Origin of the sequence: Nostoc sp. NMS2 (assembly GCF_017115105.1) — a bacterium.
GTDB lineage: Bacteria > Cyanobacteriota > Cyanobacteriia > Cyanobacteriales > Nostocaceae > Nostoc.
Window position 1 is genome coordinate 24,716 of sequence record NZ_JABXKH010000047.1, and the last position, 21,163, is coordinate 45,878.

Annotated in this window: 20 protein-coding genes and 1 pseudogene; 13 read left to right on the forward strand and 8 right to left on the reverse strand. The window is 41.1% G+C overall.

Annotated elements, in window-relative coordinates; all coding sequences use genetic code 11:
- The first annotated feature begins 466 nt into the window (after window positions 1-466).
- Window positions 467-2,197, forward strand: coding sequence for a serine/threonine-protein kinase (locus tag HWQ36_RS07990; RefSeq protein WP_292700313.1), 1,731 nt, complete (start codon window positions 467-469; stop codon window positions 2,195-2,197).
- Entirely contained in the window at window positions 2,194-2,532 is a 339-nt protein-coding gene (locus HWQ36_RS07995) for a hypothetical protein (protein ID WP_292700316.1), read from the forward strand. Before HWQ36_RS07990 ends, HWQ36_RS07995 begins: the two co-directional genes overlap by 4 nt.
- Here the strand turns inward: HWQ36_RS07995 and HWQ36_RS08000 are convergent.
- A pseudogene (locus HWQ36_RS08000) lies at window positions 2,522-2,971 on the reverse strand (RNA-guided endonuclease TnpB family protein); the annotation flags it as partial. The gene HWQ36_RS07995 and the pseudogene HWQ36_RS08000 overlap by 11 nt on opposite strands.
- Before the next feature lie 38 nt (window positions 2,972-3,009).
- Between HWQ36_RS08000 and HWQ36_RS08005 the strand changes: the two are divergent.
- Both HWQ36_RS08005 and HWQ36_RS08010 read left to right on the forward strand, forming a co-directional pair.
- On the forward strand, window positions 3,010-3,156 hold the full coding sequence (locus HWQ36_RS08005; protein ID WP_292700319.1) for a ribbon-helix-helix protein, CopG family: 147 nt from the start codon (window positions 3,010-3,012) through the stop codon (window positions 3,154-3,156).
- Between the two features lie 110 nt (window positions 3,157-3,266).
- Complete coding sequence (locus tag HWQ36_RS08010) at window positions 3,267-3,395, forward strand: after-VIT domain-containing protein (RefSeq protein WP_292700321.1); 129 nt, start codon at window positions 3,267-3,269, stop codon at window positions 3,393-3,395.
- 30 nt (window positions 3,396-3,425) lie between these two features.
- On the opposite strand, the gene HWQ36_RS08015 is transcribed toward HWQ36_RS08010, so the two are convergent.
- Window positions 3,426-3,890: a hypothetical protein gene (locus HWQ36_RS08015; protein WP_292700324.1), complete on the reverse strand. Its 465-nt coding sequence runs from the start codon at window positions 3,888-3,890 to the stop codon at window positions 3,426-3,428.
- A 401-nt stretch (window positions 3,891-4,291) separates the two neighbouring features.
- Here HWQ36_RS08015 and HWQ36_RS08020 point away from each other — a divergent pair, with 401 nt between their 5' ends.
- Window positions 4,292-4,924: a triacylglycerol lipase gene (locus tag HWQ36_RS08020; protein WP_292700327.1), complete on the forward strand. Its 633-nt coding sequence runs from the start codon at window positions 4,292-4,294 to the stop codon at window positions 4,922-4,924.
- Between the two features lie 269 nt (window positions 4,925-5,193).
- Here HWQ36_RS08020 and HWQ36_RS08025 read toward each other — a convergent pair whose 3' ends face one another.
- Entirely contained in the window at window positions 5,194-5,625 is a 432-nt protein-coding gene (locus tag HWQ36_RS08025; RefSeq protein ID WP_292700330.1) for a VOC family protein, read from the reverse strand.
- 607 nt (window positions 5,626-6,232) lie between these two features.
- Here HWQ36_RS08025 and HWQ36_RS08030 point away from each other — a divergent pair.
- From HWQ36_RS08030 to HWQ36_RS08055, 6 genes are all read left to right on the forward strand, one after another.
- Window positions 6,233-7,054, forward strand: coding sequence for a TIGR00297 family protein (locus HWQ36_RS08030; RefSeq protein ID WP_292700333.1), 822 nt, complete (start codon window positions 6,233-6,235; stop codon window positions 7,052-7,054).
- A gap of 462 nt (window positions 7,055-7,516) precedes the next feature.
- Complete coding sequence (locus tag HWQ36_RS08035; RefSeq protein ID WP_292700337.1) at window positions 7,517-8,299, forward strand: peptidylprolyl isomerase; 783 nt, start codon at window positions 7,517-7,519, stop codon at window positions 8,297-8,299.
- The gene (locus HWQ36_RS08040) at window positions 8,248-10,950 is read left to right on the forward strand and encodes a type I secretion system permease/ATPase (protein ID WP_292700338.1); all 2,703 of its coding nucleotides are present in this window, start codon (window positions 8,248-8,250) and stop codon (window positions 10,948-10,950) included. Before HWQ36_RS08035 ends, HWQ36_RS08040 begins: the two co-directional genes overlap by 52 nt.
- A gap of 420 nt (window positions 10,951-11,370) precedes the next feature.
- Window positions 11,371-11,502, forward strand: a complete 132-nt coding sequence (locus tag HWQ36_RS08045) for a hypothetical protein (RefSeq protein WP_292700340.1) — start codon at window positions 11,371-11,373, stop codon at window positions 11,500-11,502.
- The gene (locus HWQ36_RS08050; RefSeq protein ID WP_292700343.1) at window positions 11,492-11,647 is read left to right on the forward strand and encodes a S8 family serine peptidase; all 156 of its coding nucleotides are present in this window, start codon (window positions 11,492-11,494) and stop codon (window positions 11,645-11,647) included. The genes HWQ36_RS08045 and HWQ36_RS08050 overlap by 11 nt, the downstream gene beginning before the upstream one ends.
- A gap of 296 nt (window positions 11,648-11,943) precedes the next feature.
- Complete coding sequence (locus tag HWQ36_RS08055; RefSeq protein ID WP_292700346.1) at window positions 11,944-13,695, forward strand: S8 family peptidase; 1,752 nt, start codon at window positions 11,944-11,946, stop codon at window positions 13,693-13,695.
- A gap of 468 nt (window positions 13,696-14,163) precedes the next feature.
- Here the strand turns inward: HWQ36_RS08055 and HWQ36_RS08060 are convergent, their stop codons facing one another.
- From HWQ36_RS08060 to HWQ36_RS08070, 3 genes are all read right to left on the reverse strand, one after another.
- Window positions 14,164-15,660 (reverse strand): HlyD family efflux transporter periplasmic adaptor subunit, encoded by a 1,497-nt coding sequence (locus tag HWQ36_RS08060; RefSeq protein ID WP_292700348.1) that lies wholly within the window; start codon window positions 15,658-15,660, stop codon window positions 14,164-14,166.
- 199 nt (window positions 15,661-15,859) lie between these two features.
- Window positions 15,860-16,735 carry an SDR family oxidoreductase gene (locus HWQ36_RS08065; protein ID WP_292700351.1) on the reverse strand — a complete coding sequence of 292 codons (876 nt, stop codon included), beginning with the start codon at window positions 16,733-16,735 and terminating at the stop codon, window positions 15,860-15,862.
- A gap of 256 nt (window positions 16,736-16,991) precedes the next feature.
- Window positions 16,992-17,288, reverse strand: coding sequence for a hypothetical protein (locus HWQ36_RS08070; RefSeq protein WP_366828612.1), 297 nt, complete (start codon window positions 17,286-17,288; stop codon window positions 16,992-16,994).
- A gap of 129 nt (window positions 17,289-17,417) precedes the next feature.
- Between HWQ36_RS08070 and HWQ36_RS08075 the strand changes: the two genes are divergently transcribed.
- Window positions 17,418-17,606, forward strand: a complete 189-nt coding sequence (locus HWQ36_RS08075; RefSeq protein ID WP_292700354.1) for a hypothetical protein — start codon at window positions 17,418-17,420, stop codon at window positions 17,604-17,606.
- A gap of 504 nt (window positions 17,607-18,110) precedes the next feature.
- On the opposite strand, the gene HWQ36_RS08080 is transcribed toward HWQ36_RS08075, so the two are convergent.
- Both HWQ36_RS08080 and HWQ36_RS08085 read right to left on the reverse strand, forming a co-directional pair.
- A complete protein-coding gene (locus HWQ36_RS08080; protein ID WP_292700357.1) occupies window positions 18,111-19,013 on the reverse strand; it encodes a S1 RNA-binding domain-containing protein in 903 nt (300 codons plus the stop codon).
- Window positions 19,014-19,135: 122 nt separating this feature from the next.
- Window positions 19,136-19,876, reverse strand: coding sequence for a dienelactone hydrolase family protein (locus HWQ36_RS08085; protein ID WP_292700360.1), 741 nt, complete (start codon window positions 19,874-19,876; stop codon window positions 19,136-19,138).
- Window positions 19,877-20,141: 265 nt separating this feature from the next.
- On the opposite strand from HWQ36_RS08085, the gene HWQ36_RS08090 reads away from it, so the two are divergent.
- Window positions 20,142-21,125, forward strand: a complete 984-nt coding sequence (locus tag HWQ36_RS08090) for a GntR family transcriptional regulator (RefSeq protein ID WP_114085559.1) — start codon at window positions 20,142-20,144, stop codon at window positions 21,123-21,125.
- Window positions 21,126-21,163 lie beyond the last annotated feature (38 nt).

Consider the following 21,163-nt stretch of genomic DNA (forward strand, 5'->3'; position numbering starts at 1 on the left):
TACAAGATCAAACAATTGGTATAAATCCGGCAAAATGCCATAATCTTTAGTTCAGGAAGTAAGTGATTTTATCGACTTCCTATTAATGAAGCATAGCGGTAAGGCTAAAGCTACGGTGTACCACAAGTATTCTAAACATTACCCCACAAGCTTTTGAAATCCCTCTAACCTCCCTTAAAAAGTAAGGCAAAAACCCTTCAAAGTCCCCTTTTTAAGGGGAATTTAGGGGGATATTCAACAATTTTAGTTTTATACAAAGGTGTGTATACACCATAGCCTTGCTAAAGAGAGGAGAGTGTTTGCGTCAGCAAATACGGGGTAAGTTCAGACTGCATAGCAAGTTAAAACCCCTATATATGTTACATTGTCAAAGTTTTAGGGAACTCTATTAATAGAACCTTATAGGTTTAACCCTCTGTTTAGATATTAATAAAAATCGATTCTTTAGGATATTTACTTCTGTGTAATGACCTATTGCATAAATCCCCATTGTCCAAAACCTGTTGACCCAGCGAATGCAAACAACCTTATTTGCCGTAACTGTGGGTCAGAAATACTGTTGCAAGGTCGCTATCGGGTAATCAAACAACTAGGACAAGGTGGCTTTGGTAATACTTTTGAAGTTGACGAGTGTGGGAAAACTAAAGTTTTAAAAGTGCTGACTGAAAAGAACCCCAAGGCCATTGAACTGTTTCAGCAGGAAGCAAAGGTTTTGAGTCAGCTAAACAGTGGGGGTATTCCCAAGGTAGAACCAGATGGTTATTTTACTGTTTTACCTAAAAATAGCTCTGTACCATTGCACTGTTTAGCAATGGAGAAAATTGAAGGCGTAAATTTAGAGCAGTGGATGGAATCTCGTAATTATCAACGTCTTTCTGAAGCTCAAGCTCTCAATTGGCTTAAACAACTTGTAGAAATTCTCGCTTTAGTACACGCTCATCAATATTTTCACCGTGATATTAAACCTCAAAATATCATGCTGCGACCAAGTGGGCAGCTTGTCTTAATTGATTTTGGTGCAGTTCGACAAGTCACAACAACCATTTTGGCGGGAAATTCCCATACCAGAATTATTTCACAAGGCTATTCACCCCCAGAGCAACAAAACGGTTATTCGGTACAGCAGTCAGACTTTTTTGCATTGGGACGGACTTTTATTTTTCTGCTCACAGGTAAGGAACCCCAGGATAAAGAAATTTATGACCCTCTGACTAACGAGTTGCACTGGCGAAAATCTGCACTCAATATTTCTCCACTTTTGGCAGATTTAATCGACCATTTGATGGCTCCTACTGCAAATCATCGTCCTCAAAATACCCAAGTGATTTTGCAGAAGTTGAACGAAATTGAAAAAGCGTTACAAATGCCTAGAATACTAGGACAAAAAACGGCAATTCAATCAACCAATGGGTCTAAATCTGCTACGTCATCTAGTTCTGTTGCTACTGTATCAGTCGGTGGAGCTAAATCAGTCAATGTGTCTTCTAGCCAGGCTCAGAAAAACCAAAAACTTTGGCAAGTTCTCATCGGTTTAGGGCTGGGATGTTTTGCTGTTGCTATTGCGGTTATTAATCAACCAAACACCAAAAATCCGGTTTCTGTTTCTCCTGTAGAAAATGTTCCGGTAGCTATTCCTAGTCCAGTTACCCAAATTTCTGAAATCCCATTAACTGCTAAACCTCAACCTACAATAAGTCCTTTAACTTTGCCTACATCTGACAAAATAGAAACCGAACAAGCTCAAATAGAGGAGATAGAAAAACAAAAACTTCAAGCTGCTTTAAAAGCCGAGGAAGAAAGACAAACGGCTATTAAAAAAGAAGCTGCTGTTATAACAGAAAGAGAGCAGTTAAAAGCTGTGATAAGGGAAAGAAGAGAGCAGCTAAATGCTGATACAAGGGAAAGGGCTTTAATAACACAAAAAAAGCAACAAGCCGATAAACAGCAACAGACAAAAATTAGCATTGAACAAGCTAAACAAATTTACTTGGAAACTAAGCAGCAACCAAAAAAAACTGTAACAACCTCAAATCAACGGCAATTAGCATCTAAGCAAGAAGTTCCAACAAAACAACCAAAGAATGCAGTAAATACAAATGATGATGGGGCTAATATCCCTAATCCTTGGGAATCTACATATCCCATACCTAAAACTTCTGATGAATTAGAACAAGTAATAAGAGAGGGAAATCAATGAGAAAATTCACAGTTAAAAGCTTAATCACTTTGCTGGTAACTAGCTCGGCTTTGTGCTTAACACCAATGAGAAGTGATGCACAGGTAAATATGAAGAGACTAGCTCAGGTAGCGAAAAGCTGCCAAGAAGATGCTCTGTCTCTAGCATATTATCAACAAATGGGTATTGACTTAAGAAAACAAGGTTACTTTGGAAAGAAAAAACCATTCATTAATCCTTGTATAAGAAACAGATATCATTACTCTTCTGTTTTATCTAAATTGCCTTGGATGGCTTCAAAGGGAGAAATGTTACCTCAGTATCCTGGTGATGCAGCTATTGCATGCGCTTTATAGTTAAAGTTTTGACCGTTCCCTCAATCTCTCTAGACTTCCAAAACTGATAAACCTTGTTCCCAACCTTAACCCGATTACCGCCTAGAAACTTATATCCCGCTTGCTTTAAGGTGAATGACTTATACTTCTTGACCTTCTTAAATCCCGGTGGTCTAACTCCTCTCTTGTTGTGTTTAAAAAATAATTGGTAGGCTTTCTCTATGCGTTGACAAATGTCTTGTACTGCTTGAGAGCCTACCGTCTGCCAGAACTCTTTGCGCTTCCGTAACTTGGCAATATGAGACTGAAGTTTTGCACAATTCAAGTGTTTTCCCCACATCCGGTAGTAGCGTTTGTGGAGAGCAATACAATGGTTATAGATTAGTCCACTCGCATTAATCATGCGTTTGAGGAATCTATTTCGCTTGTGTTGATATAACTTGAACTTCAGTGTTTTCATGCTAATATTGTACCATAGATAGACGGCATTATGACGGCATGAAAAAACTAACTGTGCGATGTTCTGATGAAGAATATAAAATACTTCTTGAATACTGTGCCCAAACAGACCGCACCCAAAATGATGTATTCAGAGAAATAATTCGGAAATTAAACAAAAGCCGTCGTAGAACGACGGGGCTTTAAACCCAATTTTTCGGTAAAAGCGATCGCCACAATCTCCAGTAGCGAAAGAAGTCGATATGTCTTTTAGCTTCAAAAGCTTTGATTCCAAGGAGATGGAAAAAGAATGAGTTTTGAATAAACAATCCTCTACTGTAAAAGATGAAGTTGTAGTGGAGAAAATTAAGCGATCGCTTCTAGTTTGGAGAGTTCCTCCATCTACAACTGGCAAAGTTGTCTTAACCTTGCGGATTTACATTTAACTTGTAGATCCGGGCAATTTCGCCTCTCTATCAATTGTTAGACGTGTTAGGCGTTTTAACCTGACGTGCCATGTCTAGGTAAGCACTCATATTCGCACCTGGACGACGACGACCATTAGAGCTAGTAGTCGAAGGAGCAAGATATTTTGGTGCAAAGGTGGTTTCAGTAGGTGTTTTTGGGCTAGCGGTGGCGGCTGCTTTAGCGGGTTCAGCTTTGACAGCTTTACCATTCTGAGATGCTTCTACTTTAGTCTTTGTCGCAGTTGTGGTTGCTTTAGTAGTCTCAGCTTTAGGGCTTTTTGCAGCCGGAGATACTGCTGGTGCCACAGCCTTTTTACCGTTTGATGCTGCTGGTTTCGATTGACTGGTTGCTTCATCCAGTTCTAAGAAGTAACCATTGCTTTGTTTTTTTGCAGGTAACAGCTTAGTCACGAAACCAAGAATCCCAGCTACGAAACCGAGAATCCCTGAAATTAACTTTTTGATAAAATCCATTACAATTACTCCTGCCTTTTATATTTGGAACTCGACCGTAATTGTTAAAAATTACGAAAAAATGTAACATTTTCTACTTTGGTGTCACCTCGTTCTAGTGACAACCCTTATAAATTTGTGCTTAATCAACATTGTAGTAAAAATATAGGGCAAATGTTCTTTATGCAAGCACTTGCGGCCTTTATACACCAAGAACTAATTATTAAATTTTACTGTAACTAAGAGCAAGATTCTGAAAGCAAGCTTTATAAAAATTAACACTTCTTCGTTTGAAAATTATTGATTGGAAAAAAAGCAAGCGGTTTACTTTTAACCAGTGGGAGGATTGTCATAGGTTGTTGGCAGATAGCAACAGTACTCAGTTACATTTTGTACAGACTTCATTCAGCCAGATTTTAGAGATGAATACTGAAAATCAGCAGCGCAATCCTGTGTTATTGGTACACGGCATTGACGATACGGGGGCAGTTTTTCATGAAATGGCAGGTTACTTAGGATTACAGGGGTGGTCTGTATATTCTCTGGATCTGGTTCCTAATAATGGTGATGTGGGTCTTGATGAGTTGGCAAAGCAAGTAGCCAATTATGTTGCTGCAACCTTTGCACCAGAACAAGGGCTAGATTTAGTAGGCTTCAGCATGGGAGGAATTGTTAGTCGTTACTATATCCAGCGACTGGGAGGAATTAGCCGCGTACAAAGATTTATTACGATCTCTTCACCCCATAATGGAACTGTGGTTGCTTATGGTTCCCAGCGTCCTGGTTGCGTACAAATGCGCCCCAACAGCATTTTTCTCAAGGATTTAAATTCTGATGCTGTAATATTGGAGCAACTAGATTTTACTTCTATCTGGACACCTTATGATTTGATGATTGTCCCAGCGAATAATTCACAAATGCCCATAGGAAGCGAAGTAATAGTACCAGTCGCCCTACATCCTTGGATGCTAACAGATTCAAGGAGTTTAGCAGTAGTAAAAGCAGCTTTAACAAAGCCTATTAAGCTACCCCTCCTTAAGAAAGCATCCAGTTAGTAGCCAAGATACTTACCACCCTCAATCTAAACCACGTCTATCTTGAAACCTGTAGTTCAACTCTAATGAATAAGGATTTGCCCTCATCCCCTAACCTATCCCCCATATCTGGGTGAGGGCGAAAACTATGGTTCTCAACTTAGATGAGGTTTATTCATCTTTAATTACGAATTACGTAAAGCCTGCGGCATAGCTTCGCTTAACGTGGATGCCGGAGGCTCTATTACGAATTACGAATTACGAATTACGAATTACGAATTACGAATTACTTAAGTCCTATCCCCAATTTGTGTATGTTCGTAACTCCCAAAAATCGCCTCTGGGTAACGATAATACTTGAATTCCATAAGGTTATAAAAAGGATCTTCTAAAAAGAAAGTGTGATGTTCAAGAGGAGAACCGACAAAGCGATTTTTAGTTTCTTCACGAAAAAGTAGCTGTTGTTGTTGTGCCCTTTCTAGTAAGTCTTGCCAGTCACGTTCTTGGGTAAAAATTAGTCCAAAGTGTCTGGGATATATACTGTGTTGCGGTATCAAGGGTTCTTTTGTTACGTGAGCTACTAGTTGATGACCATAGAGATTTAGAATCAGCGCGTGATGGTTTTCACGACCAGGAACGCAGCCCAAGCCATCCACGTAATATGCTTTTGTTTGGGCAATGTCAGTCACAGGGAAAGCAAGATGGAATAAAGTTTGGCTCATAGCTATCTGGGAAAAATATTAGTAGTTGATGCTATCTACAATTTATTCTGTGAAGTTTTGATTGTCGTCAACTTGAACACAGTTTTAACTGACAATAATTTATATGCTTGATCTTTATAACTAAAGCTAGGGACTGAGTACCGCTTCAGTCACTGCACCTTGTGGCTAAGGAATTTGCCCTACATTTACATAATTTACACTTAATTCTTTAGGTGACTGTTTTCTCTTGTGCAGGTATACTAATTTATGTTTGCCTGGACAGACACTCAGTAAAGTAGATTTCAGAGCTTACAACTTTATGATAGATGGTGGGTTGAGAACTTAACGCACCATGATAAAGTGCTTTGGATCAGTTATTAGAAGAGTCCACCCAACTAAACAAAATTTTTGCATTTTGTTTAGTCTACCTTCTTTAATAAATATTGCAGTGTATATGTAAGACGTTGTTTGTAGTTTTACACTCAGCTTTGAGGGTGATGCAGATGCACTTTAGTTAATAATACAAACATATTACTTTAACTGGAGAGGTTTTAGAAATTAAGCACTAAGCATGACAAATTCGTTATTCTGTTCATGTTCAGACAAAATTACTCATGATTAATTGCTGATGTCATCCTTAATTGATTCTGTTAATCCTTGGTTGGTGGCAGTAGTATTAAACACAATTCTATTGGGTTTAGCTTGGATTGCTCCCAAAAAGCTACTTACACCTGCTGGATCGTTTCATGCGTGGTTTCTGGCCATCCTAATTTGGGTAACTCTAGGCTGGCAAGGATATACAGTAGTGATGTTCTATTTTCTGGTTGGTTCTGGTGTTACCCGCATCGGTATGGCGCAGAAAGAGGCTGAAGGGATTGCCGAAAAGCGTTCTGGGGCAAGGGGCCCAGAGAATGTCTGGGGTTCCGCTTTGACTGGGGCGCTGTGTGCCTTGGGAGTAGGGATAATAAATTCGGGATTCTTTGTAGCTAGTCCCCAATCCCTAGTCCCCAATACTTCGGCAACGCTCAGTACGAGTCTCCAGTCCCTATTATTACTAGGCTATGTAGCGAGTTTCAGTACCAAACTGGCTGACACTACTGCAAGTGAAGTTGGTAAAACGTATGGTAAAAGCACCTTTTTAATTACCACACTCAAACCAGTGCCTCGCGGTACAGAAGGGGCGGTAAGCTTGGAGGGAACTTTAGCTGGTATTGTGGCTTCTGTAGCGATCGCATTTGTTGGTTGGGGAGTTGGTTTAATCGATCTATTAGGAGTCGCTTGGTGTATACTGGCAGCATTTATTGCCACTAACTTAGAAAGTGTAATTGGGGCAACACTGCAATCTAAGTATACTTGGTTGACCAATGAAGTAGTAAATATTTTTAATACATTAATCGGTGCGATCGCAGCTGTGTTACTTTCCTGGACATGGGTAAATATCATTAAGTAGATCGAGCAATGGGCATTGGCCAAACAGGGCATTGGGCATGGAAAAGAGGCAGAGGGGCATAGGAGACAAGGGAGACAAGGAAGAGACTATTCAATAATTCCCCCTTGTCCCCCTTGTCTCCCTCATCCCCCTCATCCTCCCCTGCTCCCTGCTCCCCATCTTTCTCTTCTTGGAGTTCTGAGTAAAGAAGTGAGATTCTCCACTCAGGGCAGTGGTAGAAAATAAGCAATCTGCTTTACTACTGCACTACCGATGATATTTTCAATCCTGTTTTGTCCCCGCTAGACTGTAAACATAATCATGGGAAATTATTGTATTGAATAGCTATATAATTTTTTGACCATTTAGATGTAATTAGTTCATGGAATCTTTATCATTTTTATTCATCAACGACCAGATGATCTCTATATGATTTAATTTAAAAGTCCTATAAGTGTTTAACCATTTTCACATAATTAATTCATGGAATCTTTATCATTTTTGACAATTAATGACCAAATAATTTCTATTGAGGAAGCTGTAAAGTACTTGCAAGCCTCTGGAAAATTGGGGCAGTTCATTGGAGATATTCTCCGCCAGCACGTAATTGAGGAAGAAATCCGAACACGAGACGATATTGAAATTGGTACAGCAATAACTGAACAGTCCATTATTGACTTTAGACTGAAAAATCAACTGACTGACCCCCAAAGTTTTCAAGAATGGTTAAAGACCAATAACACAGATTACGCCACATTTTACACATCAGTTACTTTTGGTTACAAGTTAGAAAAGCTGAAAGCTGTAGTCACGGAACCAAAAATCCAAGAATATTTTATTGAACGCAAAATCTTTTTAGATCGGATGGTACTTTCTCGGATAGTTGTTAATAATCGAGAATTGGCAGACGAACTTCAAACCCAAATTGAAGAAGGAGGTAGTTTTGAGCAACTAGCTAAAGAGTATTCACTTTCAGATGACCGAATTGTGAACGGCATGATGGGAATAGTCAGCCGAGGAAGTATGCCGGATATATTACGGGCAGCTATTGATGTGGCAAGTCCTGGACAATTAATAGGACCAATAGAAATCGTTGGCAAAGACTCTCCTCAAGGAGAAGGACCTTATGGTTTGTTTCGAGTAGAACAATTTCTGCCAGCGTCTTTAGAAGATACTCAACTCAAGCAAGCACTACAAAATGAGTTATTTGAGAAATGGCTAGCAGAGAAAATTCAAAAACTGACAGTCAAGTTACAAGTGAGTTAAAAATTCTGGATAATGAATCTTTACGATTAAAAGTGCTAGCTTCTTTGCCTTGGAATCAGCCGCCGCTATGCTGGTTGACTCCCGAACAAAAATCCCAATTGGAAAATGAGTGCCAAACTCGTCAGTATCGTTTGGGAGAGAAAATTTGGTCAAACGATGTTGGTCGTTACCAATTCTTAATTGTGGCTGGAAAAGTTCGCTTACGAGAAGAAGGAGTTGGCAAACCAATAGCCGCCCTAGATGTGGGGGATTGGTTTGGTGATTTACAAAAGCTGTCTGCGGATTTTAAAGCTGTAGCTGCTAGCAAAGAAGTAGTAGTAGTGTGTTGGGATACAGCCCTGTGGACAGAATTTTCTAACCCACAAATTCAGGAATTTTGGCAAGTCTTACCAGTGAATATGGAGGGAGAAAGAGAGACATTTTCCTTCTCTTCCACTCCTTCAGTAAGATCAGTCTCAGATGGGACTTCCAGCCCTCACAGCCTCCAACCGCAAAGACAACTCCCAGCCGCCAATTTAATCATCTCAAATTATCCGTTTGTTGCTAGCTGGAATACTGCTGCTGCTTGTTTAACAATGGTGGCGCAACAGCTAGAAAATTCTGTGCAACTGGAATGGGTGCAGCGTCAACTCAGAGGACAACGCCCAAAACAGGTTGTAGAAGCAGGAGAAAAGTTAGGGTTAGTGTTGCGGCGATTACAAGTGAGTTGGGGTGAGTTGCGACAACTGTCATTTCCAGCTTTACTGTTGTGGAGTTCTGACTCACCACAGAGTCCATCCTGGGTGGTAGCTTATGGAGTTAAGGGCGATCGCTTAATTATCGCTAACCCTCTAAATCCCGATTGCATTTGTGAAACCTTACCGCAGTCCATAGTTGAGGCATCGTGGGATGGACGATTGTGGCAAGTAGAACTCATATCTCAACAAGAAACATTTAATCTTAGTTGGTTTACCCCAGCAGTTTGGAAGTATAAGGGATTACTAACAGAAGTATTATTAGCATCTTTTACCTTGCAGCTTTTGGGGTTAACAACACCACTAATTACGCAAGTCGTCATTGATAAAGTGATGGTGCAGGGGAGTTTGCCAACTCTTGATGTTATGGCGATCGCACTTTTATGCGTAGCCATATTTGAGTCTATACTTGGCATTCTGCGCCTATTCATCTTTACCCATACAGCCCGTCGTCTAGATTTAAGTTTATCAGCACAGCTATTTCGCCACCTGATGCGTTTGCCTTTGGCTTATTTTGAGTCGCGGCGCGTCGGAGACACAATAGCACGAGTCCAGGAACTTGAACAAATTCGTCAGTTTCTCACGGGTACAGCATTAACTGTAATTCTAGATAGCATCTTTGCTGTGGTGTATCTAGCATTGATGTTTTACTATAACGTTCCACTCACCTTTGTGGCTTTAGCAGTATTGCCACTGTTTGCGACTTTGACGATAGTTGCAACACCAATTCTGCGTAACTGGCTCAACGAAACCTTTAACCGGAGTGCCGATAGTCAATCCTTTCTAGTAGAGACAATTACAGGGATTCATTCAGTTAAAGCTCATGCAGCCGAACCAGTAGCCCGCGATCGCTGGGAAGGCTTATTTGCTCGCTTCATTCGCACAGGTTTTAAAGCCTCTACCACCTCCAATATCAGCAGCAACATTGGTGACTTCCTCACCAATTTTTCCACCATGCTGATTCTCTGGTTTGGAGCCAAATTAGTCATCGAACAAAAGCTCACAATTGGACAGCTAGTTGCCTTTCAAATGCTTTCTGGCAGAGTTACAGGGCCACTTTTGCGCTTAGTACAGTTATGGCAAACCCTCCAACAAGTGCTACTTTCTGTAGATCGCATTGGTGATATTCTCAACGTCTCCCCAGAAGCTGAACTAGGAACCGGTCTAGTTTTACCACCTCTGAAAGGTCAAGTCACCTTCGAGCAAGTATTTTTCCGCTACCGACCGAACTTTGAAGCAATTCTGCGGGGAATCTCATTTAATGCCGAACCAGGGCAATTTGTTGGCATTGTCGGACGTAGCGGTTCTGGAAAAAGTACCCTGTCTAAGCTATTGCAACGCCTGTATCAAATTGAATCAGGACGCATCCTCATTGATGGTTTTGATATAAAAAGTGCCGATTTAGCTTCACTGCGGCAACAAGTTAGTGTAGTTCTCCAAGAAGACTTTTTATTCAACGGTTCCATTTTGGAAAATATCACTCTTGGTACTCCCGATATTACCTCAGAGCAAGTGGTAGAAGCGGCAAGACTAGCAGTAGCACACGACTTCATCAGTCAATTACCCTACGGTTACGAAACCAATGTGGGTGAACGTGGTACAGCTTTATCTGGTGGACAAAGGCAACGTATTGCCCTCGCAAGGTTATTTCTTTCCCAAGCACCGATTTTAGTTTTGGATGAAGCTACCAGCGCTTTGGATAGTGAAACTGAACAACAAGTACTACAAAACCTGCAAAAAGTTTCCGCTAACCGTACTGTGTTTCTGATTGCTCACCGCTTTGCCCCTCTCAAACGCGCTGATTTGATTTTGGTATTAGAGCAAGGCGTGATTGCCGAACGTGGCACTCACTCAGAGTTATTGCAACAAAAGGGTTTGTATTGGTCACTATACCAACGGCAGCAAGCAAACATTTAAGTAGGTCGGCGCAATTAAAGCTAACTGGCAAAGGCTGTCATTGGTCATTTGTCATTTGTCATTAGTAAGGGCTTTAAGCCTAATTACGTTTCGTAACATACTTGGTTTTTTTCGCGCCAACTTACTTAGTGGCTTTAACAAGCTTTTAACAAAGTTGGGGAGTGTAAGTTGCATAGCCTCTACAGGCAGAACGAATTGAAGCCTAAGCTAAATCCTCGTCACCAAACGTAATTACGAATTACGAATTATTTAACTTGTGCTTATTTGATCCCTGAAAAGTGACTTCAGGATAGTCTTTGGCGAATGGAGTTATACTCCATTCGCCCTTTTAACGTGTAGCGGCAGTATCTACCCTCAAAGTACTCTTAGGGTAGGGATTAGAGCGATCTATCCAAAGATACCGCTTTTAGTAATGATGATGTGTTGCTCACCTCTGGTGGCGTTAACGCTATTGCCGCAGGTGCTACTAGCTCAGAAACAGCATCGCTGATCGTTAACAATGCGATCGCCACAGGTAACTATTACTTGCTCTATCAAGCTGATGGTGCGTAATAAGTATGGTTTTGAAAGGGGAACGTCTATGGCGGCTCCTCACGTCGCCGGGGTAATAGCTTTGATGCTCAGTGCTAAGAAAGGTTTAACTGATGCCCAAGTGCGTCAGATTGTCACAACGACAGCAGGAAATAGCTTGGCATAGAACAATCCCTTAAGTGTCGTTTATCAAAAGTAAAATAGAATTTATATAAGCGGCAGAATGAGTGGCGTTTGCTGCTCATTCTGCCGCTTATTTTATAATTAAGCGGATTCTAAATAGCTCTTCACAAAAAGCATGATTATCATAATATTTTTTTGGTAATAGAATTAGCATTTTATTATTAAAATTCATAGTACTTATTAACAATACGGCTTATTCACACATTAAAACTTTTGTTAAAAAAAGTTTTAACGATTCTAGCTGTTCAAAAACATTGTTGATTTTGAGAAAAAACACTTATGCTCAATGATAATACTAATAACAATTTGTTTTCTACTAATAAAAGCTTAAATTTTAATTCAATTTCTTCGTCAGATACATTTAATACTAAGGATGACACCAGCCTCAACTTAAATAGACGTAGTAGCTACAACTCAGCCGATTCTGATGTGCAGTTACTAAATAATAGTGACTCCAAAAATAGCAGTAACGCTACTACCAATGCTTTTACCACGCAAAGTTATAACTCCACCAATGGCTATGGCTTAATTAATGCAGCAGCAGCCGTGGCTAAAGCTACTAATCAGAATACCTTTGCTGATGTTCCCGATCTTGGTGGTAATAATTGGGGAGCAGACCTTGTTAAAGCACCAGAAGTTTGGGCACAAGGATACACAGGTAAAGGTGTTGTTGTCGCTGTTGTAGATACTGGGGTTGACTATAATCACGAGGATTTAAGAAATAATATTTGGACGAATAGCAAAGAAATTGCGGGTAACGGGATAGATGATGATGGCAATGGCTATATTGATGATAATTACGGCTGGAACTTTGCTGATAAAAACAACAACACCCTAGATAACAATGGTCATGGTACTCATGTTTCCGGCACGATCGCAGGAGAGAATAATAACTACGGTGTCACTGGTATTGCTTATGATGCCAAGATTATGCCCGTCAAAGCTTTGAATGACTCTGGCTCTGGTTCCTATAGCTCCATATCTAAAGGTATTCGCTACGCTGTGGATAATGGAGCTAATGTGATTAACCTCAGTTTAGGAGGTACATCTGCCAATCGGACTCTAGAGTCAGCCATTAACTATGCCAGCAGCAAAGGAGTAATTGTCGTCATGGCAGCAGGGAATGATGGTGACTCATCACCAGACTATCCTGCCCGCTATGCATCCAAGACGGGAATTGCTGTTGGGGCAGTAGATAGAAATAATAATATGGCCGATTTCTCTAACCGCTCTGGAACAAATGAAATCTCTTATGTTACAGCCCCAGGAGTCAAGGTTTATTCATCAGTTCCGAATAATCAGTATGCCACTTATAGCGGCACATCTATGGCTGCTCCCCACGTTGCTGGTGTAGTTGCCCTAATGCTCAGTGCTAACCCCAGCCTGACTGATGCCCAAGTACGTCAGATTGTGGCAGAAACAGCAGAAAATAGCACACAAAGTACAACCTCACAAAATACAAGCTCTAGTTTAAATATTTCTAATGTCAATTCTCTGGCAAAGCAAGTGATGTCTACGAGGGGCTACACAGACATAGCAGGAAAGAGTTCACAAAATACAACCTCTAGTTTAAATTTAAATATTTCTAATGTCAGTTCTCTGGCAAAGCAGGTGATGTCTGGCGATAACCCGCTACATACAGACACACAAACCGCAAATTATATCACATCACAGACAATTTCTAGTTTTAATAATTTCGATGTCGCTCCTCTGATAAGTCAGACTATTACAGAAACGACAACATATCTCACGCCAGAGACTATTGCTAGTTTTAATAATTCTAATGTCGATTCTCTCATCGGTCAGGCAATGACAGAAACGACAACATATCTCACGCCAGCCGAAGGTAATTCTGGATTAGGCAATCCAGAATTATGGTCACAATTCCAAAACTATGAAAAGATTCTGGGCAGTATCAGTATAGATAGCAATGATGATAATAAAAATGAGAATAATCCTGATTTTGGGAAACTACTAGAGGGAATGCAAAAACAAATAGAGCAGTATAAAAAGTTCTTAGGTATCGCTTAAAAATTATAGCGATTTGTAGTTGAGTCAAATACTGTTCGGTTAGAAAAATCAACCAACCCGCTTGTCTGTTATGAATTAATTTAGGGGTTTAGCAATGCTAAACCCTTATACCAATTTTTTATGAAGCTGCATAGAATTCGATCCCCCCTAGCCCACGCCAGTCGCTCCACTACAGCGCTTCTCTGCGAGACGCTTTGCGAACGCGCATCCTGCGGCGGGGGAAACCCCTGTTCCCGCGCTGGCTCTCCTTAATAAGGGGGGAACCGGAAAAACATCTATCAGTCCCCCAATTTATCGGGGAGCCACTGCGGGAACAGGGGTCTCCCCAAATGAGGCAAGTGGCGTGGATTTAGGGGGATCAAGATATGTGCAACTTTACATTAAATTGGTATTACGTTTTAGGTGTGGTTTGTGAGATGCGTAGGCATCGCTTTTGAAATAGCTATAAGAACAAGAGAGGCTACAAACCTACCTAACAGAAAATGCCTCATTGAACCGCCGTGTTACAGGCTCAGTAATGAATGTCAAAATTGACTTTTTACGAGTGACAATTTCACCCGTAGCAGACATCCCTGGTGTAAATTCTACCTCTTGACCACGCACATTAACTGAATGTTTATTTAGCTTAATTCTTGTAGGAAAAACTAAGCCCAATTCTTTATCAATAATTGCATTTGGACTAATTTGCATGACTTCGCCATCCACAATCCCAAATTCCTGGAAGGGGAAAGTCGCCATTTTCACTTTTGCCTTCATTCCTTGACGAATAAACCCAATATCGCGGTTAAGAACTTTCACCTCTAGAAGCATTTCTTCCCCTTCCGGCAAAATTGATACCAATTCTTCACCAGATTGGACTGGCCCCTTGGTGGCTTTGACTCTGTAAATAGTACCGGCAACGGGAGCCTCAATTGTTTCTAAAGCTTGCTGCTTCCTCGCCTGCTCTAATTGACCTTGAACAGTTGTCAGTTCTTCTTTACGCTTGTTGAACTGGGTTAAAATTTCACTTTGGCGTTCTGATGCTACACGCTGGGCCTGACTGCGGGCAGCGTTGTAAGCTTGTTCTGCTTGGTGAATTTCTTGGGCTTGGGCAGCAATATCTTTTTCTAATGATGTGACTTTATCTTGAGCCTCTGTTATTCTATTTTGGGCGTTAATAACTTCATCTTGCGATCTGGTAATTTCTGTCTTTGCACGAGTCAATCTTTCTTGAGCATCCAAGTAATCGACACGAGGTACAGCACCAGGAGTAATCAGGGTGCGTAAGCTTTTTTCCCTTTCTTGTGCAAGTGCCAAATTACTTTCAATTTTAATTCGGATGCTGTCTGCGTTGATAAGGTTGGTTTTGGAATTCGCAAAGCTGCTTTTGGCATTAACTAAGTTGTCTTGCAATCGAGTCAAGCGGACTTTGGCTTGATTGATGAGTGCTATTTGGCGATTTGCTTCTGCTTCTGCTCCTGCTTGACGCGCTTGGTAGTCTTGCAGACGGGAAGTTAAAAGTTCATCTTGTAGTTTCGTCCCAGTAGTTTTGCCTCCAATACGTTCTGCATCCAAACGTTGCAAATCATCTTGAATCAATTTAGTTGATTTGGCTAGGCGGGAAACATCAGTTATTTGCAAGTCAGGGTCTTTTTGAATCAGAATTTGACCTTTGGTAACGCGATCGCCTTCTTGCACTTTAACGGCGACAATTGACCCCCCACCCAAGGATGTCACCGGTCTTACCTGTGTGGAAGCAATTAATTCTCCTGGTGCTGTTGCTACTTCATCTATTTGGGAGAAATTCGCCCAAGCGATCGCTCCAAATACGATGACGCTCATTGTTCCCGCTAATAATCTCGTGTACAGGGGTGGTAATTCCTGTACCGCCTTCCCCAATTCATAAGTGAGTTGTTCCTCTGGTTGGGCGAATCGCTCTTTTGTCTGACGTGCTTGAGCAGCATTTACAGCTAGGGATGATTTCATAGAATTTTAAATTGGGGAATGGGGAATGGGGAATGGGGAGTGGGGAATGGGGAATGGGGGGATGAGGGGGACAAGGGGGACAAGGGGGACAAGGGGGAATTATTAAAATTAAGTCTCTCCCTTGTCTCTTTTCCATGCTCCCTAGAATGGGAAGTGGTGAGTGGTGGATATTAAAATTCCCTATTCCCCACTCCCTAATTTAAACTGCTAGATAACGCCGCAAAAAGTTTTCTAATGTCTCCAATTGGAAGTTAAAAATTGCTTCTAAATTGGCAATTTCATCTTTTGTACAGAAAAATTCATTTGCTAGCAATGTGCGATAAGTTCCTAAAGCTTTTTGGATTTGGGGATTAAATAAACCCAATGCACCTTGTAACCCATCAATAAAAAATAGTGGTGAATTAATTATTACTGGCTCTTTGGCGAAAATCCGACCAAAAATCCGGGGAATATCTTCTCGTAATAAAATCTCCGGGCCTCCCACTGGTAAAATCTGGTTACGAGCGCCTGCAACAGTCACAGAATCCACTACTATCCTTGCCAAATCATCGGTACTGACAATTGAGGTACGGTTTTTGCGATCGCCAATCAGCAGATACAATCCCGTTTCCCGAAATCGTTCTACCAGTGGCAGCAAGTTAGATGCTAATCCAGATGGGCGTAAAATTGTGTAATTTAAGCCACTAGCTGCCAAATATCGCTCTACTGCTCGTTTAGCTTTGAACACAGGAGCGTCTTCATATCCGCGATCGGCTCCCAATACCGAAATGAAGACAAAATGCTCTACGCCATTGGCTTTTGCTTGGTCAATCAGTTCAATATTGGCGCGGTAATCTAAGGATAAAGCATCGCTATCAGAACCGTGGGCGCTGATAATATACTTCACACCTTGAGTAGCTTTTTGAATATCTTTTTCCCGCAGCAAATCACCGATAAAGATTTCTGCACCCCGGTGTTCTAACTCGCTGTAGCGCGAGGTAAGGCGAACAAATGCCCGCACAGACTGTTCTCGTTGCCGAAGAAGTCGGACAACTCTACGACCAATTCCTCCCGTTGCTCCAGTTACTAGAAACATATAAATACCTAAATTGAATAGTTGCAGCGTTTTTAGTTGTCAAAATGCTCGATATATGCTCAAAATATCCTCACGCCAACTAAGCCAATTGGTCACACCTTATTTATCTTAATACTTCAAAAATAGATCCCCCACATCCTTGTAGATGCAGGGGATAGGTTAATAGAATTAGTTTTACTGGCTCAAGAAGTCGATAGCTTGTTCAAGCGACATCTTAGTCTTGTACAAATTCAGCAGATTTTCTTGCTGATATCGGTCAGGATAGCTCATTTTTCTGCCCTCTAAAGTTATCCGAATCAGTGCTGCTTGCTTCATCTGTGGGTGAATTCATCTCCTCAATGGCAGAACTGATTACCTGGATAGCGTTAAAGTTAGGGGATTTTAACCCTTTACCTAGCTTCATTTGTTGGAGCGCTAAAAGTGGAAATGCCATCAGAGTTACGATGTACGAGGTTTTGTATCCTGCATTCCCGGTAGGTTTGACACCGTATCTCCGACACAAATCGCGTAATTCTTTAATAGTCTTGATTTCAAGTTCAGAGCGCGTGAACATAAAATAGTAGTGTCCATTTTTTGAATTGGATATTGGTGGTTGTACTTCCGGCAAGTTGTTGCAACCACTGAAAAACAATTTAATCTGCTGCCTACCAGTGATTCAAATTATATTTATATTTCTACATAAATGCCTAACCCTAAAGGTCATTCAGAAAATTTAAAACCATTTAAATCAGAGAGGGAAGAATCTTTAAGTGAGCGTCTTAACTTACGTGTCACAAAAACTATGAAGGAAGAACTATCTACAAAGGATGATCCTCCAGAATTTTGTCGTCGTGCAATCCAGGAAGCATTAGAGAAAGATAAAGAGAAGTAATCTCAAAGGGATAGTTGTCACGAGTGTGGGAATTACTGGAATGAGTCAGTAATCAAGCATATTGAGAAAGCAATATGCTTGATTACTTGCGGAAAACACCAAAATGAGAAAGTAAATACAGCTTTTGAGTAAGTAAAAGCTGATTTTACTTGCGGAAAACACTGAAATGAGAAAGTAAACACAGCTTTTGAATAAGTAAAAGCTCATTTTGAGTAAGTCAAATGCCATTTTGCTTACTAAATTCGACTTGATCCATTTTTTCAATGCATTAACTACTAACTTAAGTTCAATACAGACCTAACCCCCAACCCCTTCCCTGCAAGGGAAGGGGAGTAAAACTCAAAGCCTCTCTCCTTTTAGGAGAGAGGTTTGGAGAGAGGTCAGATTGTATTTTTCCCAATTTACAATCCCCCCACATCTTTGTAGATGCAGGGGGAGTATTAACAATTCAAAATTGTTTTAGATGGGGATTTAAACGCTTTGTGCAAGCAGCCCATTTCAAAACTATTCAGATGCTTTATTATTAGCCCTATTAGCACGCGCCTCAGCCGAAGCCATCACCTCATCCATATTCTCTAGCACTTCACCAGGGAAATTTTCCAAAACTCTGGTAGAAAGAGCAACCCGCCCTTTACCTTCATCCAAGTCAATAATTACAGCTTTAATTGGCTGACCAACTTGAAATACCTTTTCTAAAGAATCAATGAATTTTTGGCTTACCTGTTTGATATGAAGCAAAGCCCCCATACCATTTAAATCGACAAACACACCAAAAGGTTTGATACCAGTCACTTTACCTTCCACCAGTTGACCTAGTTCTAATAAGCTGAAGTTGCTAGAACGAGTTGCTAAACGCTGAGAAAGGATGAGTTTATTGGTGTTTTTATTAATTTCCAAAAAGCCCACAGTCAGATTTTGACCTTTGAGTGCGTCTAAGTTATCACGTTCTGCGAGGTGCGATCGCGGAATAAACCCCCGCAAAGAGAGAATATCGACGGTGACACCACCTTTATTCACACCCATAACCCGTACTTGCACAGTCTGAGCATTTTCCTGCATTTCGGCCAGTCGTTCCCAGATGTGCTGAATTTCCAACTGCTTGCGAGAAAGGGTGACTTGACCTTCTGCATCCTGATCTCGGATAATCAAAAACTGCATTTCTTCTTGCAATGGCAGCACCTCCGATAAATCGGTAACTGCTCTCAAAGAAGCCTCATCGCGCGGTAGAAAAGCTGACGACTTGCCACCAATATCCACATAAGCTCCATCATGGTCAAGTTGGAACACTTTGCCATGTACAACCTGTCCTTTTTGAAACTGGTAGTCGTGTTTTTCTAGTGCTTTGGCAAAATCGTCCATTGTAAATGACGAATTGGCTGTTTGAGAAAGTTTCGATTCGGAATTCATGACTTTTGAAGATTAATTTTTATTTGAGCTAATGCCATTGAAGTTTAGATTGTCTATTTGTCATTTGTCAGTTTTCCTTTGCAAATAACAAATGACCAATGACGAACTTGGTTGCATGGTTTTTAGATCAGTTGACCAAAAAGTTGTTTCACCTGCTCCCAAGCATCGGCTGCCGCTTTAGGATTATAACTGGCACGAAGGTCACAGAAAAATCCGTGATCAGCTCCATCGTAGCGAAACAAACGATGAGGAATTTTATATTTTTCTAACTCTGCTTCAATCTGATCTACTTGTTCGGGTGGAATGCTAGCATCTTCTTTACCAAAGAAGGCATAAAGAGTGCCTGGAATTTCTTTGGTGCGGGTGATAGTGGGTGCTACACCTCCTGGGGTGCGGGTGGTAATTCCAGCGCCGTAGAAGGAAGCTGTAGCTTTAATATCTGGTAAGGTGGCTGCAAGATATGCGACATGACCGCCAAAACAGAAGCCAATACAACCAAAGCCGTCTTTTTTGACTTGGGGCAGATTTTTGAGGTAGTCAATTGCTAATTGAATATCGCTCAATAACTCAGATGCTTGAGTTTGCGCGGCATAACCTCTGCCGATTTTAATATCTTCGGATGTGTATCCGGCTTCAAAGCCAGGAGCAGTGCGTTGAAAAAGTGCAGGTGCGATCGCTACATACCCAAGTTTGGCAATCCGTTCTGTAACATCCCGAATGTGAACGTTAACACCAAAAATCTCTTGTAATACCACCACTCCTGGATAAGCTCCAGGTTCTTTTGGTTCTGCCAAATAAGCTGATACTGGAATATTATCTTGCAAAAGATTAACCGTTGTGGTAATTATTGCTTGCTCTGCCATAATAATTTTTACCAGTGTTATGTGATTAACGGTGTGTTTGTTTGATATAACTATGCCAGTATGCCGAGGTTATTTCCAATAAAATTACCAAATACCATAGTGAGCAGATTAAAAATTTCTACCAGAAAAATTTTATTTGTAAATCAAATATTTGATATGTAGCAAATACAGCTGGTCACTAAAGGAGTGCTGGATATAAAAGTAATACTTAATACCTAAAAAACAGCACTCATCACTCAGCACTTAGTATTCAGGAGGTTTGGTGATGATTCAATTCCGTATTCAGCCAGACAGCGAAATTCCCGCATCAACCCAGCTGTTTAATCAAATCCGCTTTGCGATCGCTTCTCGGCAATATCCTCCTGCTTACAAATTGCCAAGCACACGGGCACTGGCAATGCAAACGGGATTACACCGTAACACCATTAGCAAAGTTTACCGTCAACTAGAGGAAGACGGATTTGTTGAAAGTATGGCTGGTTCGGGCATTTATGTTCGTGCCCAAGGTCATGAGGGCGGTAGTAGGCTGCAATCACCAATTCTCAAACAAAATCCTGATGCATATCAAGTTGTCCAGCAAGCACTTGACGATTTGCTCTCTCAAGGATGTTCGCTCAATCAAGCCAGAGAGCTATTTTTAGCGGAAATTGACTGGCGCTTGCGTTGTAGTGCGCGGGTACTGGTTGCAGTTCCATCCTATGATATGGGTGCTGGTGAATTGATGGTCTATGAATTAGAGCGATCGCTAAAAATCCCAGTGCAGTTAGTAGCAATGGAAGAATTAACAGCTGTGTTAGATAAAACTACCTCTGCGACAGTAGTCACAAGTCGGTATTTTATCAGTAACGTGGAAGCGATCGCAGCCCCGAAAGCTGCACGGGTAATTCCTCTGGATATCTACGACTACAGCAAAGAACTCAGCCTCTTAAAAACCCTACCAAAAGAAAACTGTGTAGGCATAGTTAGCCTCAGTTCTGGTATTGCACGGGCAGCAGAAGTCATCCTCCACGGTCTGCGAGGGGATGAACTACTGGTAATGACTTCGCAACCAAAAGATGCCTATAAACTTCAGGCAATGGTTAAACGGGCAGAGGTAATAATCAGCGATCAAGCCAGTTTTGCGGCAGTGCAAGCAGCCGTGCAAGCATCTGATGAAGATATTATTCGTCCACCAAAGCTGATTAAGGTTGAAAATTATATCGGCACTAACTCGATTAACTTACTAAAACGAGAACTGGGTTTGAGTTAATTCAAAGATAATTAAGAGAGGGGTAAAAACATCTATAT